The organism is uncultured Modestobacter sp. (genome assembly GCF_947486615.1).
Classification (GTDB): Bacteria; Actinomycetota; Actinomycetes; order Mycobacteriales; family Geodermatophilaceae; genus Modestobacter.
Window position 1 is genome coordinate 144,741 of record NZ_CANKUD010000004.1, and the last position, 16,361, is coordinate 161,101.

The 16,361-nt window shown below is 74.2% G+C and carries 16 protein-coding genes; 11 read left to right on the forward strand and 5 right to left on the reverse strand.

Annotation, left to right across the window (positions count from 1 at the left end):
• Window positions 1-160: 160 nt before the first annotated feature.
• From Q1A09_RS09350 to Q1A09_RS09375, 6 genes are all read left to right on the forward strand, one after another.
• Window positions 161-1,150: an ABC transporter permease gene (locus Q1A09_RS09350; RefSeq protein ID WP_299953925.1), complete on the forward strand. Its 990-nt coding sequence runs from the start codon at window positions 161-163 to the stop codon at window positions 1,148-1,150.
• A 28-nt stretch (window positions 1,151-1,178) separates the two neighbouring features.
• Window positions 1,179-2,147, forward strand: coding sequence for an ABC transporter permease (locus tag Q1A09_RS09355; RefSeq protein WP_299953927.1), 969 nt, complete (start codon window positions 1,179-1,181; stop codon window positions 2,145-2,147).
• A gap of 23 nt (window positions 2,148-2,170) precedes the next feature.
• A complete protein-coding gene (locus Q1A09_RS09360; protein WP_299953930.1) occupies window positions 2,171-3,490 on the forward strand; it encodes an ABC transporter ATP-binding protein in 1,320 nt (439 codons plus the stop codon).
• Window positions 3,487-4,551 carry an ABC transporter ATP-binding protein gene (locus Q1A09_RS09365; RefSeq protein WP_299953932.1) on the forward strand — a complete coding sequence of 355 codons (1,065 nt, stop codon included), beginning with the start codon at window positions 3,487-3,489 and terminating at the stop codon, window positions 4,549-4,551. Before Q1A09_RS09360 ends, Q1A09_RS09365 begins: the two co-directional genes overlap by 4 nt.
• 408 nt (window positions 4,552-4,959) lie before the next feature.
• Window positions 4,960-5,859: an N-acetyl-1-D-myo-inositol-2-amino-2-deoxy-alpha-D-glucopyranoside deacetylase gene (gene mshB, locus Q1A09_RS09370; protein ID WP_299953935.1), complete on the forward strand. Its 900-nt coding sequence runs from the start codon at window positions 4,960-4,962 to the stop codon at window positions 5,857-5,859.
• Window positions 5,856-6,287: a hypothetical protein gene (locus tag Q1A09_RS09375; protein WP_299953937.1), complete on the forward strand. Its 432-nt coding sequence runs from the start codon at window positions 5,856-5,858 to the stop codon at window positions 6,285-6,287. The genes mshB and Q1A09_RS09375 overlap by 4 nt, the downstream gene beginning before the upstream one ends.
• On the opposite strand, the gene Q1A09_RS09380 is transcribed toward Q1A09_RS09375, so the two are convergent.
• Entirely contained in the window at window positions 6,244-6,996 is a 753-nt protein-coding gene (locus Q1A09_RS09380) for a GNAT family N-acetyltransferase (RefSeq protein ID WP_299953938.1), read from the reverse strand. The two genes, Q1A09_RS09375 and Q1A09_RS09380, sit on opposite strands and share 44 nt — an antisense overlap.
• 190 nt (window positions 6,997-7,186) lie before the next feature.
• Here Q1A09_RS09380 and fdxA point away from each other — a divergent pair, with 190 nt between their 5' ends.
• Window positions 7,187-7,513 carry a ferredoxin gene (gene fdxA, locus Q1A09_RS09385; RefSeq protein ID WP_091764542.1) on the forward strand — a complete coding sequence of 109 codons (327 nt, stop codon included), beginning with the start codon at window positions 7,187-7,189 and terminating at the stop codon, window positions 7,511-7,513.
• A gap of 11 nt (window positions 7,514-7,524) precedes the next feature.
• Window positions 7,525-8,607 carry a succinyldiaminopimelate transaminase gene (gene dapC, locus Q1A09_RS09390; RefSeq protein ID WP_299954684.1) on the forward strand — a complete coding sequence of 361 codons (1,083 nt, stop codon included), beginning with the start codon at window positions 7,525-7,527 and terminating at the stop codon, window positions 8,605-8,607.
• Between the two features lie 6 nt (window positions 8,608-8,613).
• Here dapC and Q1A09_RS09395 read toward each other — a convergent pair whose 3' ends face one another.
• Entirely contained in the window at window positions 8,614-9,558 is a 945-nt protein-coding gene (locus Q1A09_RS09395) for an AraC family transcriptional regulator (protein WP_299953944.1), read from the reverse strand.
• An 82-nt stretch (window positions 9,559-9,640) separates the two neighbouring features.
• On the opposite strand from Q1A09_RS09395, the gene Q1A09_RS09400 reads away from it, so the two are divergent.
• Together Q1A09_RS09400 and Q1A09_RS09405 are read left to right on the forward strand one after the other, a co-directional pair.
• A complete protein-coding gene (locus tag Q1A09_RS09400; protein WP_299953946.1) occupies window positions 9,641-10,474 on the forward strand; it encodes an NAD(P)H-binding protein in 834 nt (277 codons plus the stop codon).
• Entirely contained in the window at window positions 10,471-10,941 is a 471-nt protein-coding gene (locus tag Q1A09_RS09405; protein WP_299953949.1) for a DUF1772 domain-containing protein, read from the forward strand. Before Q1A09_RS09400 ends, Q1A09_RS09405 begins: the two co-directional genes overlap by 4 nt.
• A gap of 24 nt (window positions 10,942-10,965) precedes the next feature.
• On the opposite strand, the gene Q1A09_RS09410 is transcribed toward Q1A09_RS09405, so the two are convergent.
• The 3 genes from Q1A09_RS09410 to dapD all read right to left on the reverse strand — a co-directional run bounded on the left by Q1A09_RS09410 (window position 10,966) and on the right by dapD (window position 14,254).
• Entirely contained in the window at window positions 10,966-12,018 is a 1,053-nt protein-coding gene (locus Q1A09_RS09410; protein WP_299953951.1) for an IS110 family transposase, read from the reverse strand.
• A gap of 252 nt (window positions 12,019-12,270) precedes the next feature.
• The gene (locus Q1A09_RS09415; protein WP_299953953.1) at window positions 12,271-13,161 is read right to left on the reverse strand and encodes a hypothetical protein; all 891 of its coding nucleotides are present in this window, start codon (window positions 13,159-13,161) and stop codon (window positions 12,271-12,273) included.
• Window positions 13,162-13,270: 109 nt separating this feature from the next.
• Window positions 13,271-14,254, reverse strand: coding sequence for a 2,3,4,5-tetrahydropyridine-2,6-dicarboxylate N-succinyltransferase (gene dapD, locus Q1A09_RS09420; RefSeq protein WP_299953955.1), 984 nt, complete (start codon window positions 14,252-14,254; stop codon window positions 13,271-13,273).
• Between the two features lie 177 nt (window positions 14,255-14,431).
• Here dapD and Q1A09_RS09425 point away from each other — a divergent pair, with 177 nt between their 5' ends.
• Window positions 14,432-16,342 carry a phosphatase PAP2 family protein gene (locus tag Q1A09_RS09425; protein ID WP_299953957.1) on the forward strand — a complete coding sequence of 637 codons (1,911 nt, stop codon included), beginning with the start codon at window positions 14,432-14,434 and terminating at the stop codon, window positions 16,340-16,342.
• Window positions 16,343-16,361 lie beyond the last annotated feature (19 nt).

A 16,361-nucleotide genomic window follows, 5' to 3' on the forward strand; every position in this document is an offset into this window, starting at 1 on the left:
GGTGTCCGGGGTCGATGTGTCGCCGCTGTTGCGCGGCAGTGACCCCCGCATGGCGGCCCTGCCGCCCCATCGCCACCGGCCGGCCCGTCCCTCCCAGGACGCGCCGCTCACCTGGCCGTCCGACACCGGACGGCTTCCGCTCCCGGCGTAAGGTCACCGCATGTTCTTCTTCACGATCCGGCGGATCATCGCGTCGGTCCTCGTGTTGCTGGTGAGCTCGTTCCTGGTCTTCGCGCTCTGCGCGGCCAGCTTCGACCCGCTGTCCCGGTACTACACGCTGAACCCCCGGCCGCCGGAGTCGTTCTTCAACAACCTGCGCGACGAGCTGGGGCTCAACGACAACTTCTTCGTCCGGTACTGGAACTGGCTCAGCGGTGCCGTGACCGGCGACTTCGGGCAGACCGTCAACGGCACCCCGGTCGCCGACCAGCTCTTCGGCCGGATCGGGGTCACCGGGCGGATGATCATCGCCGCTGTGGTGATCGCGGTCGTCCTGGCGATCATCGTCGGTGTGATCGGCGCCGTCCGGCAGTACAAGGCCTCCGACTACGCCCTCACGTTCTTCGTCTACATCCTGATCGCACTGCCGACCTTCTGGTTCGCCGCGCTGCTCAAGGAGTTCGTGGCCGGCGGGATCAACGACCTGTTCGGCTCCCAGGTGCTCTACACCATCGGTGAGGAGACCCCCGGCCTCGCGCTGTACGCCGACGGTTGGGAGCTGTGGTCCGACCGGCTGGGGCACCTGATCCTGCCCACGATCAGCCTGGCGATGCTGTCCTTCGCCGCCTGGAGCCGCTTCCAGCGGGCCGCGATGCTCGACGTGCTCGGGTCGGACTACATGCGCCTCGCCCGGGCCAAGGGGCTCACCTATCGACGCACCATCGTCCGGCACGGCCTGCGGAACGCGCTCATCCCGCTGACCACCGTCGTGGCACTGGGCATCGGCACCCTCTTCGGTGGCGCGATCATCACTGAGACCGTCTTCGTCTGGCACGGCATGGGCGAGTACCTGATCGCCAACGGCATCGGGCAGCAGGACATCAACGTGGTGCTGGGCTGGCTGCTGGTCAGCGCGGTCTTCGTCGTCGTCTTCAACCTGATCGCCGACATCCTCTACGCGGTCCTGGACCCGCGGATCCGGCTGGCCTGAGCCGCCTCGCGAGAGAGAAGGACACCCCATGGCCACCACCCAGGCCACGCAGGACACCGCCGGCGGCGTCCTGCCCGCCACCCCTGGCGCGCCGCAGAGCGGCGGCGGGGTCGAGCGCGAGTTCACCGTCAAGGCGCGCAGCCAGCGGCAGCAGATCTTCCGGCGGTTCTTCCGCAACAAGGTCGGCATGACCGGGCTGGTCATGTTCGTGATCCTGCTGGTCTTCGGCTTCATCGGCCCCCTGGTCGACGGCAAGACCTACGACACCCAGAACTCCAGCGCCCAGTCCGTGCCCCCGGGCACCGCCGGCTACCTGCTGGGCAGCGACGCGATCGGCCGCGACCTGCTGGCCGGGCTGATGCAGGGCGTGCAGCGCTCGCTGTTCATCGTGCTGCTCTTCGTGGTCATCGCCTTCCCGCTCGGCCTGCTGGTCGGCGCGCTGGCCGGCTACTTCGGCAAGTGGGTCGACAGCCTGCTCATGCGGGTCGTCGACCTGATCCTCACCGTGCCGCTGCTGGTCGTGCTCATCGTCGTGGCCAGCAACTTCCCCAGCTCCCGGACGCCGCTGGGCGTCGGCATCATCCTGGGGTTGTTCGGCTGGCTCGACCTCGCCCGCATCGTGCGCAGCCAGTTCCTCTCGCTGCGCGAGAAGGAGTACGTGGAGGCCGCGCACGCGATGGGCGCCTCCAACAGCCGGATCATCTTCAAGCACCTGATCCCGAACACGCTCGGCTCGCTGATCGTGTGGACGACGCTGGCCGCCGCCACCGCGATCACCCTCGAGGCCGCGCTGACCTACCTCGGGTTCGGCGTCAACGGGGCCAACCAGACCTCGCTGGGCCGCCTGGTCTCCGACGGCGTGCAGGCCGCGAGCACCCGACCCTGGCTCTTCTACTACCCGGGCATCGCGCTGCTGCTGATCGTGTTGGCGATCAACCTGATCGGTGACGGCATCCGCGACGCCTTCGACCCCAGCAACCGCCGCGTGCGGGCCTGACAGAACTGAAGACGGGGAGTTCCATGTCCACCCTCGGGACCAGTGGCACCGGTGCGTCCGGTGCCACCGCCGTCGGCACGTCCTCGACCGGCACCCTCAGCCAGGCCGGCAGCCGCACCACCAGCCTCGGCGGCTTCGACGCCAGCGCTCCGCTGCTGCAGGTCAGCGACCTCAACGTGCACTTCCCGACCGAGGACGGCGCCGTGCACGCCGTCCGCGGGGTCGACTACACGCTCCGCTCCGGTGAGGTGCTCGGCATCGTCGGCGAGTCCGGCTCCGGCAAGTCGGTGACCTCGCTGGCGGTCATGGGGCTGCTGCCGGGCTCGGCCCGGGTCACCGGATCGGTCCGCTACCGCGGCCAGGAGCTGCTCGGCCAGAGCGACCGGAGCATGTCCCGGGTGCGCGGCAAGGGCGTCTCGATGATCTTCCAGGACCCGATGACCTCGCTGGACCCGGTCTACCGGGTGGGGTACCAGATCGAGGAGACCCTGCGGATCCACGACAAGTCGCTGTCGTCCAAGGCCGCCGAGGCCCGGGCGGTGGAGCTGCTGGAGCTGGTCGGCATCCCGAACGCCGGCGAGCGGGTCCGCTCCTACCCGCACGAGTTCTCCGGCGGCATGCGCCAGCGGGTGGTCATCGCGATCGCGATGGCCAACCAGCCCGAGGTGATCATCGCCGACGAGCCGACCACCGCCCTCGATGTGACCGTGCAGGCGCAGATCCTCGAGGTGCTGCAGACCGCCCTGCAGGAGACCGGCGCCGCGATGGTGCTGATCACCCACGACCTCGGCGTGGTCGCCGGGTTCGCGGACCGGGTGCTGGTCATGTACGCCGGGCGCCCGGTCGAGGTCGGCAGCGTCGAGGACATCTACTACGAGCCGCGGATGCCCTACACGCTTGGGCTGCTCGGGTCGCTGCCGCGGCTGGACTCCAGCACCAAGGAGCGGCTCACCCCGATCCTCGGTGCGCCGCCCTCGCTGCTGAACATGCCGCCGGGCTGCCCCTTCGCACCCCGCTGCCCGCTGCACATCGCCGCCTGCGACGAGGCCGAGCCGCCGCTGCTCCAGGTCGGTGGCGGACACGAGGCCGCCTGCATCCGCACCGCCGAGGTGGCCAAGGCCCACGGCCACGCCGCCGACGTCTTCAGCGTCACCGGCGCGGACACCGAGCCGGCCGGCACCGCCCGGTCCGCCGACCTCACCACCACCGAGGAGAGCCGGGAGACCGGCGCCCCCGGCACCCCGCCGGGCGACCAGACCGAGCCCGGCGCCGGCACCACCACCGGCCGGACCGGCAGCGTCGTGAGCCCCGAGCCGCGCCCCACGAACGGAGACCGGGCATGACCGCCCCCACCACCGACCGCGCCGCCGACGGCGCGGACCCCCGCGGCGAGCCGATCCTCTCGGTCCGCGGCCTGGAGAAGCACTTCCCGATCAAGGGCGGTGGCCTGATCAAGCGCACCGTGGGTGCGGTGCGCGCCGTCGACGGCGTCGACCTGGACCTCTACCCCGGTGAGGTGCTGGGCCTGGTCGGCGAGTCCGGCTGCGGCAAGTCCACCACCGGGCGGGCGATCCTGAACCTGCAGCCGGCCACCGCCGGCTCCGTGGTCTTCCAGGGCCGGGAGATCGTCGGGCTCGGGCGCAAGGAGATGCGCCCGCTCCGCCGGGACATCCAGCTGGTCTTCCAGGACCCCTACGCCTCGCTGAACCCGCGGCTGCCGGTGTTCGACATCGTCGCCGAGCCGCTGATCATCCACGGCCTGACCAAGGACGACGACGAGTTGCGCTCCCGGGTCCGCGAACTCGTCGAGACCGTGGGCCTGAACCCCGAGCACACCAACCGGTACCCGGCCGAGTTCTCCGGCGGGCAGCGGCAGCGCATCGGCATCGCCCGGGCCCTGGCCCTGCAGCCCAAGGTGCTGGTGCTCGACGAGCCGGTGTCCGCGCTGGACGTCTCCATCCAGGCAGGCGTGATCAACCTGCTCGAGGACCTCAAGGACTCCCTCGGCCTCAGCTACCTGTTCATCGCCCACGACCTGTCGGTCGTCCGGCACATCTCCGACCGGGTCGCGGTCATGTACCTCGGCCGGATCATCGAGATCGCCGAGCAGGAAGAGCTGTTCAACCGGCCGGTGCACCCCTACACCCAGGCGCTGCTGTCGGCGATCCCGCTGCCCGACCCGCGCCGCGAGCGCGCCCGCCAGCGGATCATCATCTCCGGCGACGTGCCCAGCCCGGCCAACCCGCCGTCCGGCTGCCGGTTCCGCACCCGCTGCCAGAAGTTCGCCAACGTGCTCACCGACGGCCAGCGGGAGCTCTGCATGACCGAGGACCCGAAGCTGGAGACCCGGGGCACCGGCCACCTCAACGCCTGCCACTACGCGGAAGCGACGGCTGTGCTGTAACGCGATCCTCCGGATCGCAACGCGGCCAGGAGCCGTGCCCGGTCTGCGCTGAGCCGCTTCGTCGATCGCCGGCAGGACCCTGCGGGCCCGTGCCGGCGATCGACAGCTCGCTCTGCTCGCGGACCGCAACGCGACCGAGGGGCTCGTGAGCTTCGTTCGGCGGCCCTGGTCCGTCCCCGGCAGGACCCTGCGGGTCCGTGCCGGGGACGGACAGCTCGCTGCGCTCGCGACGTGCCGTGGTGGCCGGGTCGTCCCGTCTGGCTGGGGGCGGTCAGCCGTCCGGGGGACTGTCGAGGGCCGGTGCGAGGTCCGGGGGGTCTCCGCCCCGGCATCGACCGAGCGGCTCCTCGGGGTGGGGGCGGCACCTGGTCGCGGGGCGGCCCGGAGGGGCGCGGTGTAATCGTCGGCGTGACTGCGCCCTCTCGCCGGCTGATGCTGGTGCACGCCCACCCCGACGACGAGACGATCAACAACGGGGCGACGATGGCCCGGTACGTGGCCGAGGGCGTCGGCGTCACCCTGCTCACCTGCACCCTCGGTGAGGAGGGGGAGGTGCTGGTGCCCGAGCTGGCGCAGCTGGCCGCCGACCAGGCCGACCAGCTCGGCGGCTACCGGATCGGGGAACTGGCCGCGGCGATGGCCGCCCTCGGGGTCACCGACTGGCGCTTCCTCGGCGGTGCGGGCCACTACCGGGACTCCGGGATGATGGACACCCCCGCCAACGACAAGCCCCGCGCCTTCTGGCGGGCCGATCTCACCGAGGCGGTGGCGCACGCGGTCGCCGTCGTCCGGGAGGTGCGGCCGCAGGTGCTGGTCACCTACGACGAGATCGGTGGCTACGGGCACCCCGACCACATCCAGGCGCACCGGGTCGCGATGGGTGCGGTGGACGCCGCCGCGGACCCCGCCTACCGGCCCGACCTGGGCGAGGCCTGGACCGTCGCCAAGGTCTACTGGAACGCGATGCCCCGCTCGGTGGTGCAGCGCGGCATCGACGCCATGGCGGCGCTGGGCGAGGAGTCGCCGTTCGCCGCGCTGGGCGACCTGGACGAGGTGCCGTTCGCCGTCGCCGACGACGTGGTCACCACCGAGGTCGACGGCCGCCCGTACGCCGACCGCAAGGACGCCGCGATGCGGGCGCACCCGACCCAGATGACGGTCGACGGGCCGTTCTTCGCGCTGTCGAACAACCTGGGGCAGCAGGTGCTCGGTACCGAGCACTACCGGCTGGTGCGTGGGCAGCGCGGTCCGGCCGGGCCCGGGCCGCAGGGCTGGGAGGACGACCTGTTCGCCGGGCTGCCCGGATGAGGGGGCTCCGGCTGGCCGGCTGGGCGGTCGTCGCGGTGCTGGTCTCGGCCTGGCTGGCGCTGGTGGAGGTCTTCTGGCTGCCGTGGCGGCTGGGCGGGGTGCCGATCCCGGTCTCCCTGCTGGCGGCGGTCTTCGGCAACGTCCTCCTGGTCGGCGCGGCTCACCGGCTCTCCGGGTCCCGGCTGGTCGCCGTGCTGCCCGCCGTCGTCTGGCTGGGCATCGCGCTGGCCGCGACGATGCAGCGCCCGGAGGGCGACCTGCTGCTGCCCGGCGGCGATGCGGTCACCGAGCTGGTCAACCTGGGCTTCCTGCTGGTCGGCGTGGTCGCCGCGGCGTTCGCCGTCGGCCGTGCGCTGGGGGGCGCGCCGCCGGCCCGCCCGCCGGTCAGCCGACCCGTCGCCGGTAGTGGTAGCGGTGGTGCTCGATGAAGCCGGCCCGGCGGTAGAGCGCCCGCGCCGGGGCGTTCTCCGCGGTCACCTGCAGGTAGACCGAGTGGGCACCCCGGTCGGCGGCCCACTGCTGCAGGCCGGCCATCACCGCGGTGGCCAGCCCGCGGCGGCGGTGCTCCTCCGCGACGGTGACCGCCGTGACGCCCAGCCAGCCGTCGGTGAGCACGCCACGTGCGACCGCGGCCAGCGGCGCCGGCTCGCGGTCCAGCCGCACCGATGCGAAGACGACGTCCTCGCCGTGGGTCAGCACCTCGAGCGCGCCGGCCGGCAGCGGGCCGCCCCGGTACCGGTAGCCGGCCAGCCAGGCGTCGTCCGGGGTGGGGGAGAGGTCGACCGGGACGGCGGGCGGGCCGGTGGGCGCGACCGGCGCGGTGAGCACCAGCACGTCCCCGTCGGTGGCCCAGCCGGCCGCGGCGAAGGCGGCGTCCGCGCGGCGGGACTGCACGCCCGGCAGCATCGCGCACGGCTGCAGGCCGCGGTCGTCGTACCAGCGCGCCACCGCGGCCACCGCCTCCTCCGGCGGCACCCCGGGGTCACCGACGACCAGCACCGAGTTCGCCCGGCCGGTGAAGCCGTTGCCGGCACGCAGCAGCCAGTCGCCCAGCCGGTCCTCCTCCAGCGCGCGCCAGCCGCGGGCGGCCAGCAGCTCGAGCTCGACGACGCCCAGCGGTGACCGCCTCTGTCCCATGCCGCGATCCTGCGACGTCCACCTGGGAGGGCGTCGGGCGGGGGTCGGCGTGCGGGGTGAGCAGGTGGAGGAGGGGGTGTCGGCCCGACCCGTCGCGCTGGAGCGCGGGGCCTCGGGTGATACTGGAGTTGATCGAACGCACCCCTGGCCGGCCAGGGAACGCGCCACCCGCACGTCCCGGAGGAACCCCGTGACCTACGTCATCACCCAGGCCTGTGTCGACGTCCTCGACAAGGCGTGCATCGACGAGTGTCCGGTGGACTGCATCTACGAGGGCGACCGGATGCTCTACATCCACCCCGACGAGTGCGTCGACTGCGGTGCCTGCGAGCCGGTCTGCCCGGTGGAGGCCATCTACTACGAGGACGACGTCCCGGACAAGTGGAAGGACTTCTACAACGCCAACGTGGAGTTCTTCTCCGACCTGGGCAGCCCCGGTGGCGCGGCGAAGACCGGCAAGATCAACAAGGACCACCCGCTGGTCGCCGCCCTCCCGCCGCAGGGTGAGGGGCACTGAGCGCGGTCCGGCTGCCGGACTTCCCCTGGGACTCCCTCGCGCAGGCGCGGTCCCGCGCCGCTGAGCACCCGGGCGGTGCCGTCGACCTGTCGATCGGCACCCCGGTCGACCCGACCCCGGCGCTGCTCGGGACGGCGCTGGCCGCCGCCGGGGACGCCCCGGGCTACCCGACGGCGCTGGGCACCGCCGAGGTCCGGCGGGCCGCCGCGGGCTGGCTGGACCGCCGGCTGGGCGTCCAGCTCGCCGACCCGTTCGGCGCCGACCCCTCGGTGATCCCGACGGTGGGCTCCAAGGAGCTCGTCGCCCTGCTGCCCACGCTGCTCGGGCTCCGCAGCGGCACCGTGCTCATCCCCGAGGTCGCCTACCCGACCTACGAGGTCGGCGCGGTGGTCGCCGGGCTGACCGTGCGCCGTACCGACGCCCCGCCGGCCGACCCCGGTGACGTCGTCCTGGTCTGGCTGAACTCCCCGGGCAACCCGCACGGCCGGGTGCTCACCGACGTGCAGCTGCGCGACTGGGCCGGCTGGGGGCGCGCACACGGGGTGCCCGTGGTCGCCGACGAGTGCTACGTCGAGCTCGGCTGGGACGTCCAGCCGCGGTCGTTGCTGCACCCCGACGTCGCCGGCCGCGACCACGCCGGGCTGCTCGCGGTGCACTCGCTGTCCAAGCAGTCCACCGCGGCCGGGTACCGCGCCGGGCTGCTGTCCGGTGACCCGGTGCTGGTCCGCCGGGTCTGGGAGACCCGCCGGCACCTGGGCCTGCTCGTGCCCACGCCGGTGCAGGCCGCGATGGCCGCCGCGCTCGCCGACGACGAGCACGTCGCCGCCCAGCGCGAGCGCTACCGCCGGCGCCGCGAGCGGCTCGCCGCCGCCGTCCGGGCCAGTGGCGCACGGATCGACCACTCCGAGGCGGGCCTGTACCTGTGGGTCACCCGCGACGAGGACTGCTGGACGACGATCGACTGGCTCGCCGGGCTGGGCATCGTCGCGGCACCGGGCACCTTCTACGGCCCCGCCGGCAGCCGGCACGTGCGGATGGCGCTCACCGCCACCGACGAGCGGGTCGACGCCGCGGTGGAGCGCCTCGCCGGCTGACCGGCCTCAGCCGGTGGCACCCAGCCTGGCGCGGTGGGCGGCGGGGCTGACCCCGGTGGCCCGCTTGTAGGCGGCGCTCAGCGCGAAGGGGCTGGCGTAGCCGACCCGGCGGGCGATGCCGGTGAGGGTGAGCGAGGGGTCGCGGAGCAGGTCGGTGGCCAGCGCGATCCGCCAGCCGGTCAGGTAGCTCATCGGGGGCTCGCCGACCAGGTCGGTGAACCGGCGGGCCAGGGTGGCCCGGGCGACCCCGACGGCGCCGGCCAGCGAGGCGACGGTCCACGGCTCGGCCGGCCGGTCGTGCAGCAGGGCGAGCGCCGGCCCCACGACCGGGTCGCCGGCAGCGAGGTACCAGCCGGGGGCGCCGGCGTCCGGGCGGGCCGCCCACGTGCGCAACGCCGACACCAGCAGCACGTCGAGCAGCCGGTCGAGCACCGCCTCCTGCCCGGCGGCGTCCCGGTCGATCTCGGTGGCCAGCAGCTCGGTCACCGCCCGGGTGCCGGCATCGGCCCGGACGACGACCAGCTCGGGGAGCGCCCGCACCAGCCGCTCGCCCACCGCGCCCGGCGCGGGGTACGTGCCGGTGAGCAGCACGGTCGGGCCGGCCGCGTCGTTGCCCCACGACCGCCCGCCCAGGACGGCCATCGGCTCACCGCCGGCCCCGCCGACCGGGGTGCACACCTGCCCGGGCCCGACGTGCACCTGCGGCGCGGTCGCCGGGTCGTCGGCCACCGTGTACGGCCGTGGGCCGCGCAGCAGGACGACGTCCCCGGTCGGTACCGGCACGGTCCGGCCGTCGGCGAGGACCACCCAGGCCGACCCGCGCAGCACGGTCAGCACGGTCAGCGGCGCCTCGTCGGCGATCCGCAGCGACCATGGCGGCCGCAGCAGCGAGCGGAGCAGGAAGGCACCGCGGGCGTGCGGCCCGCCGAGCAGGGCGGCGACCGGGTCCATACCGCGCAGCGTAGACGCCTGCGCATGCAACAGCGCCTCTGGACCATGGATCGTCTCGCCGCGGGTCGCTGTACTGACCGGCATGAGCGAACCGACGATCCTCGTGACCGGCGGCACCGGCACCACCGGCAGCCGCATCACCACCCGCCTCCGCGCCCGGGGTGTCGATCCCCGGGTGGCCTCCCGCAGCAGCGCCTGCCGGCTGGACTGGGCCGAGCCGGGCACCTGGGCACCGGCGCTGGCCGGCGCCCGGGCCGTGTACCTCGCCTACGCCCCCGACCTGGCCGTGCCCGATTCCGACGACGTGCTCGCCGCGGTCACCCGCACCGCCGCGGCGGCCGGGGTGCGCCGGGTGGTGCTGCTGTCCGGGCGGGGCGAGCCGGGCGCCCAGCGGGCGGAGGCCGCGGTGCGGCAGGCCGCCGAGGAGGGCGGGCTGGCGTGGACGGTGCTGCGCTGCAGCTGGTTCGTGCAGAACTTCACCGAGGGGCAGTTCGCCGGTGAGCTGGCCGCCGGGGAACTGACGCTGCCGGTGCCGCACGTCCCGGAGCCGTTCCTGGACGCCGAGGACATCGCCGACGTGGCGGTCGCCGCCCTGCTGGACGACGGGCACGCCGGGCGCACGTACGAGCTGACCGGCCCCCGGGCGCTCACCTTCGACGAGGCGGTCGCGGAGGTCGCCGCGGTGACCGGCCGGCCGGCGCGGCTGCGCCGGGTGCCGTTCGCCGCGTACGCCGCCGGGCTGACCGCCGCCGGGGTGCCGGACGACGTGGTCGCGCTGATGGCCCACCTGTTCACCGAGGTGCTCGACGGCCGGAACGCCGCCCCCACCGACGGGGTGCAGCGCGCGCTGGGGCGGCCGGCCACCGACCTCGCCGACGCGGTGCGGCGCGGCGCGCTGGCCGGGAGCGGGCGGTGACCGGGGCGCGGGCGCCGCTGCTGGTGGTCGCGTCGCTGGGGTCGGGGCTGGTCGCCGGGGCGTTCGCCGTCTTCAGCGTGCTGGTGGTGCCGGCGCTGACCGCCCTGCCCGGCGCGTCGGGGGCGGCGGCGATGCAGTCGGTGAACCGCACCGCCGTCCGGCCGGTGTTCATGACGCTGCTGTTCGGCACCGCGCTGGTCTGCCTGGTGCTCGGCGGGGCGGAGCTCGCCGGGCAGCGGCGGCCGGCGGTGCTGACCGGGGTGGCGCTGTACCTGTTCGGCGTGGTCGGGGTGACCGTGCTGGCCAACGTGCCGCTCAACGACGCGCTGGCCCGGCTGGACGCGGCCGCACCCGGGGCGGCGGAGGCGTGGCGGGAGAACGCGGCCCGCTGGACGGGGTGGAACACCGTGCGCTCGCTCGCCGCGACCGGGGCGGCGACGGCCTTCGTGCTGGTGCTGGCCGACTGACCGAGCGGACGCTCCTATGCCGCGTCAAGCTGCGACTGGTGATGATTCGAGGCGTCGGTAGAGCTCGCGGGCGATGTAGCGCTTGAGGCAGCGCTTGATCTCCCGGTCGGTCTTGCCCTGGGTGCGGCGGCGGTCGGCGTAGGCGCGGGTGCGCTCGTCCCGTTGCAGCCGGCTGAGGACAACGGTGTGCAGGGCACGGTTGAGCTGGCGGTCCCCGGATCGGTTGAGCCGGTGGCGCACGGTCTTGCCCGAGGACGCCGGGATCGGTGCTGTGCCGGCGAGCATGGCGAAGGCGGCGTCGCTGCGGCAGCGGCCGGGGTGAGACCACGCGGTGAGCACGGTGGCGGCCACGATCGGACCGACCCCGGTGAGCTGGAGAAGGTCTGGTCGCCAGGACCTGACAATGGCGCGGATGGCCTTCTCGTGATCGAGAGCTTCAGCTTCGAGGAATCGGATCCGGCGGGCCAGCTCGCGCAGCACGGTCAGCGCGGTGATGGCCTCGACATCGCCGCTGGAGGCGGTCGGGCGCAGCCCGGCGGCGGTGGCGATCATGGCGCGGGTGCTTTGGCCGCGGAACCGTGAGCGCACCTGCTCCGGGCTGGTGATCACCATCGCCAGCAGCTGCCGCTGGCCGGCGGTGGCGGCCTCGACCGCGGCCCGTCGCGCGGTCAGTCGCATCTGCAGACTTGCCCGCTCAGCGCCGGTTTTGGGCTGGGCCAGCTGAACACGGGCCAGCGCATCTCGGGCGGCACGTTCGGCGTCGATCGGGTCGGACTTCGCCCCGGCCCATCGGGCCGGCCGCTTGGGCCGGTCGAGTTCGACGACCATCTCACCGCCGTCGGCCAGGTGGCGGGCCAGGCCGGCGCCGTAGCCGCCGGTGCCCTCCATCGCCCAGGCCCGCAGCCCGGCGTGCTGCTCGGCCAGGGCGAGCAGTTCGGCGTAGCCGTCCGGGTCGGCGGTGACGGTTGCGCGAGCCAGCACGCCACCGGTGCGGGCATCGAGGACCGCGGCGGTGTGAGTCTGGCTATGGGTGTCGACGCCGATGACGACCTCGACCAGTTCTGCCAGCATGGACATGCGTTCTTCTCCTTGACCGGGGGACGCAGCAGGTCCCGGTCCGGTGCGGAGATGGCAGGACTGTGATGAGACACGTCAGCAGCCACTGGCGGTCAAGCTCCTGATCAGGCCAACGTCTCCGGCCGGGCCGGTGCCGGCAGCAGCAGACGGACAAGTCCGCTCGAAGGCACGAAGCCAGTCAGACCAAGAGTCACGCCCGCTGCTGCCGACCGTCAGCTCATCACCGATGAACCGACCCGGCCAGCCTCACAGTCAGACCAGCCGGAGCTGGAGCGGCAGCTCGAAGGCGCTGGGGGTGCTGACCCAGCCGCCGCCCGGGGTCCACGCCCAGCCGTCCATCGACACCCGGGTGAGGCCGAACCGCTCGGCGTGGGCGACCGCCCAGGTCGCCTCCGGCCAGCCGGCGCCGGCGATGGTGACCGTGCCGTCGGCCTCCGTGGTGGGCGCGCCGGCCTCCCGTCGGGCGGTCTCGGTCAGCGCCGCCGTCCGGGCGGCCGGGTCGCCGGCGGCTCCCGGCGGGTAGCCGCAGGCCAGGGCGCCTGCCTCGGTCGCGGCGAGGGCGCCGGCCAGAGCGGAGGCCATCGGCTCCCACTGCTGGTAGGCCTCGGGGAAGCCGCTGCGCTGCACGGCCTGGGCGACCTCGGTGAGCCGGCCGGTCTCCCAGCCGGGCACCTCGACCAGCCCGTCGAAGAACTTGCCGGCGGAGTAGACCGGGTCCTGCACCTGGGCCTCGGTGCCCCAGCCCTGCGAGGGGCGCTGCTGGAACAGGCCCAGGGAGTCGCGGTCGCCGTAGTCCAGGTTGCGCAGCCGCGACTCCTGCTGGGCGGTGGCCAGCGCGATCACCGTGGCCCGCTGCGGCAGGCCCCGGGAGCGGGCCACCGCGGCGATGGTGGCGGCGGCCGCGGCCTGCTCGGTGGTCACGGTGACGTCGGAGCGGGGCACGGTGCACCCGGCCAGCACCGACGGCGTCACCTCGTCGTCCCGCCAGCTCAGCGCCACGGCGGCGACCAGGGCCGCGACGAGCAGCAGCGGCCACAGGCCGCGCGCCCGTGACCGGCGCCGGCGGGCTCGCGCGGGGGGCCGGCTCGCCGGACGGGTCGCCCGCGGCGGGGGCCGCCGGGCCGCGACCGAGGAGCTCACCATCGCGCCGATGCTAGGTCGCTCCGCTGGCAGCCGGCTGTGCGCCGGTGGCCCGCGCGACGCCGGGGTCGGGTGGGGCGGACGAGCCCGATGAGCCGCCCCGCCGCCGCCGTCAGTTGGCGTGCAGGGCGGCGTTCAGGGCGCCCCAGTCGCCGTTGCGGGGCAGGGCCTCCAGCGCGCCGTCCAGGGAGTTGCGGCGGAACAGCAGACCGTCGCGGCCGGACAGCTCGCCGGCCTTGGTCGTCGTCCCGTCGGGCAGCCGGACCTTGGACCCGGCGGTCACGTAGCAGCCGGCCTCGACGACGCACCCGTCGCCGAGGGAGATGCCGATGCCCGCGTTGGCGCCCAGCAGGCAGCCGGAGCCGATCGAGATGACCTGCTTCCCGCCACCGGACAGCGTGCCCATGATCGAGGCGCCGCCGCCGATGTCGGAGTCGGCGCCGACCACCACACCGGCGCTGATCCGGCCCTCGACCATGGAGGGGCCGAGCGTGCCGGCGTTGAAGTTGACGAAGCCCTCGTGCATGACCGTGGTGCCCTCGGCCAGGTGGGCGCCGAGCCGGACCCGGTCGGCGTCGGCGATCCGCACCCCGGCGGGGACGACGTAGTCGACCATCCGGGGGAACTTGTCCACCCCGAAGACGGTCAGCTGGCCGTGGGCGGCGCGCAGCCGGGCCCGGACGGCGTCGATCTCGGTGGCGAGCACCGGCCCGGCGCTGGTCCAGGCCACGTTGGCGAGCAGACCGAAGACGCCGTCCATGCTCATCCCGTGCGGGCGGACCAGCCGGTGCGAGAGCAGGTGCAGCCGCAGGTACACGTCGTGGGCGTCGACCGGCGGCGCCGACAGGTCGGCGATCGTGGTCGAGACGGCGATCGACTGCACCCCGCGGGTGTCGTCGCTGCGCACCAGCCCGGCGAAGTCCGGTCCGAGCAGCCCCTCCAGCTCCAGCACCCCGATCTGCTGGGTGCCGGTCTCGCCCTGGTCGGCGGTGCTCAGCGCCGGGGAGGGGAACCAGGTGTCCAGCACCGTGCCGTCAGCGGTCAGGGTGGCGATGCCGACGCCGTTGGCGCCGGTGGTCTCTGCAGCGGTCGTCACGGACGCCGAGGCTACCGAGTGCGCGGCAGTGACCTGGCCCGCACAGCGGCCACCCGGCACACCAGGACTGTTCAACCGGGCGCCGATCACCGTTCGTCCACCTGCGGCCCGGTCCCGCGACGCTGCCCTGGACTGAGCACGGGCCGCCCGGCCCGGCCGACCCGAGGGGAACGCGCAGTGCTGCTGCACCAGGACGTGGACCGACGGAGCTTCCTCGCGCTGGGGGCGGTGGGTACGGCGCTGCTGGCCGTCCCCAGCGTCTTCCGCGCACCGGCCGCGAAGGCCGGCGAGCCCGCGGCCGGCACCACCCACCCGCTGCTGCCGTTCGTGGACAACTACAACACCAACACGACGGCCAACCTCAACACGGAGACGAACGCTGCCGCCGTCATCCTGTCCGGGATGGCCGACCTGTGGCGGACCGGCTCCACCTGGGACACCGGCCTGGCGGTCGACCCGGTGCTGCGGCAGAACATCACCCACGTCGTGCAGGTGAGCCGGGCCCGCACCGCGGCCGAGGCGAAGCAGTCCTTCATCTACGACCGGCAGCACCAGAGCTACGCCGTCACCGGTGGGCTCGGTCCGCTGGCCGAGCTGTACCGGACGGGGGCCAAGGCGGTCACCAGCATCACCTCGGCGCCCGACGGCACGCCGCCCACCAAGATCGACGACGCCCTGCCGGTCGGTGCGCCGGCCGGCGCGTCGCTGGGTGCGGGGTCCTCGGCCTCCGAGCTCGGCCGGGTGGTCGACCTGGTCAACACGCTGCGCGGCTCGAACACCTCCAGCAACCCGTCGAAGTTCACGTACCAGTACCCGCGCCCGTGGCGGATGACGGTGGCGAACACCGTGGTGCCCACCGGCGCCGTCGACGAGTACGGGTTCCCGGTGTACCGGTCCGACGTCGTGGTCGCCCCGCAGCTGCTGCGCCAGCGCAGCACCACCCCGGAGAGCGACGGCGGATACGTCAGCGGGCACACGAATGCCTACTGGCTGGCCGCGCTGGCGCTGGCCTACGCCGTGCCGGAGCGCTACCAGGAGATGGTGGCGCGCGCCGCCCACCTGGCCGACTACCGGATCGTCAGCGGCATGCACTCCCCGGCCGACGTCATCGGCGGCCGCATCCTGGGCACTGCGCTCGCCGCGGCCAAGCTCTACGAGGCCGGCAACGCCCAGGTGAAGGCCGAGGCCCGGGCGCAGGCGCTGGCCTGGTTCACCGCGCGGACCGGGACGACGCCGGAGACGCTGATCGACCTCGCGCAGAACAGCGACGACCCCTACACCGACCGGGAGCCCGCCCGCCGGGCGTACCTGCAGCGGATGACCTACAGCCTGCCCACCCGCGGGTCGACGACCGTCCCGATGGTGGTGCCCAAGGGTGCCGAGGCGCTGCTGGAGACCCGGCTGCCCTATCTGACCGCCGAGCAGCGCCGCGAGGTGCTCCGCACCACCGCGCTGCCCTCCGGCAACCCGCTGCTGGACGGCCCCGAGCTGTGGGGCCGGCTGGACCTGTTCACCGCCGCAGACGGTTACGGCAGCCTGGCCGGCGACGTCCGGGTGGTCATGGACGCCGTCACCGGAGGGTTCTCCGCCCGTGACACCTGGCGCAACGACGTCGGCGGCACCGGCGCCCTGGTGAAGGCCGGCTCGGGCACCCTGGAGCTGACCGGGGCGAACAGCTGGACCGGGGGCACCCGGGTGACCGAGGGGACCCTGGTCGCCCGGTCCAACAGCGCGCTCGGCCGCGGCCCGGTGCAGGTGGCGGGCGGGGCGCTGCGGCTGGGTGCCGGCGCGACCGTCGTCGCGGCCCGCGGGAACGTCACCCTGACCGGTGGCGCGCTGGCACTGACCTTCGGTGCCGGCCCGCAGCCGCCGCTGTCGGTGATCGGCACCGCCACCCTGGGGGCCGGCAGCCGGCTGGAGGTCACCGTCGAGGACGCCCGCCGCTGGGCGCACGGCGGTCCGGTGCCGGTGCTGCTGGCCCGCTCGGTGCGCGGCACCTTCGGCACGGTGGTCGAGACGACCGGGCGGTTCGACGTCGAGCCGGTGTACCAGGCCGGCGGTGTCTCGGTCCGGCTGCGGGCGCGCTGACCGGACCCGCGCGGGCGGC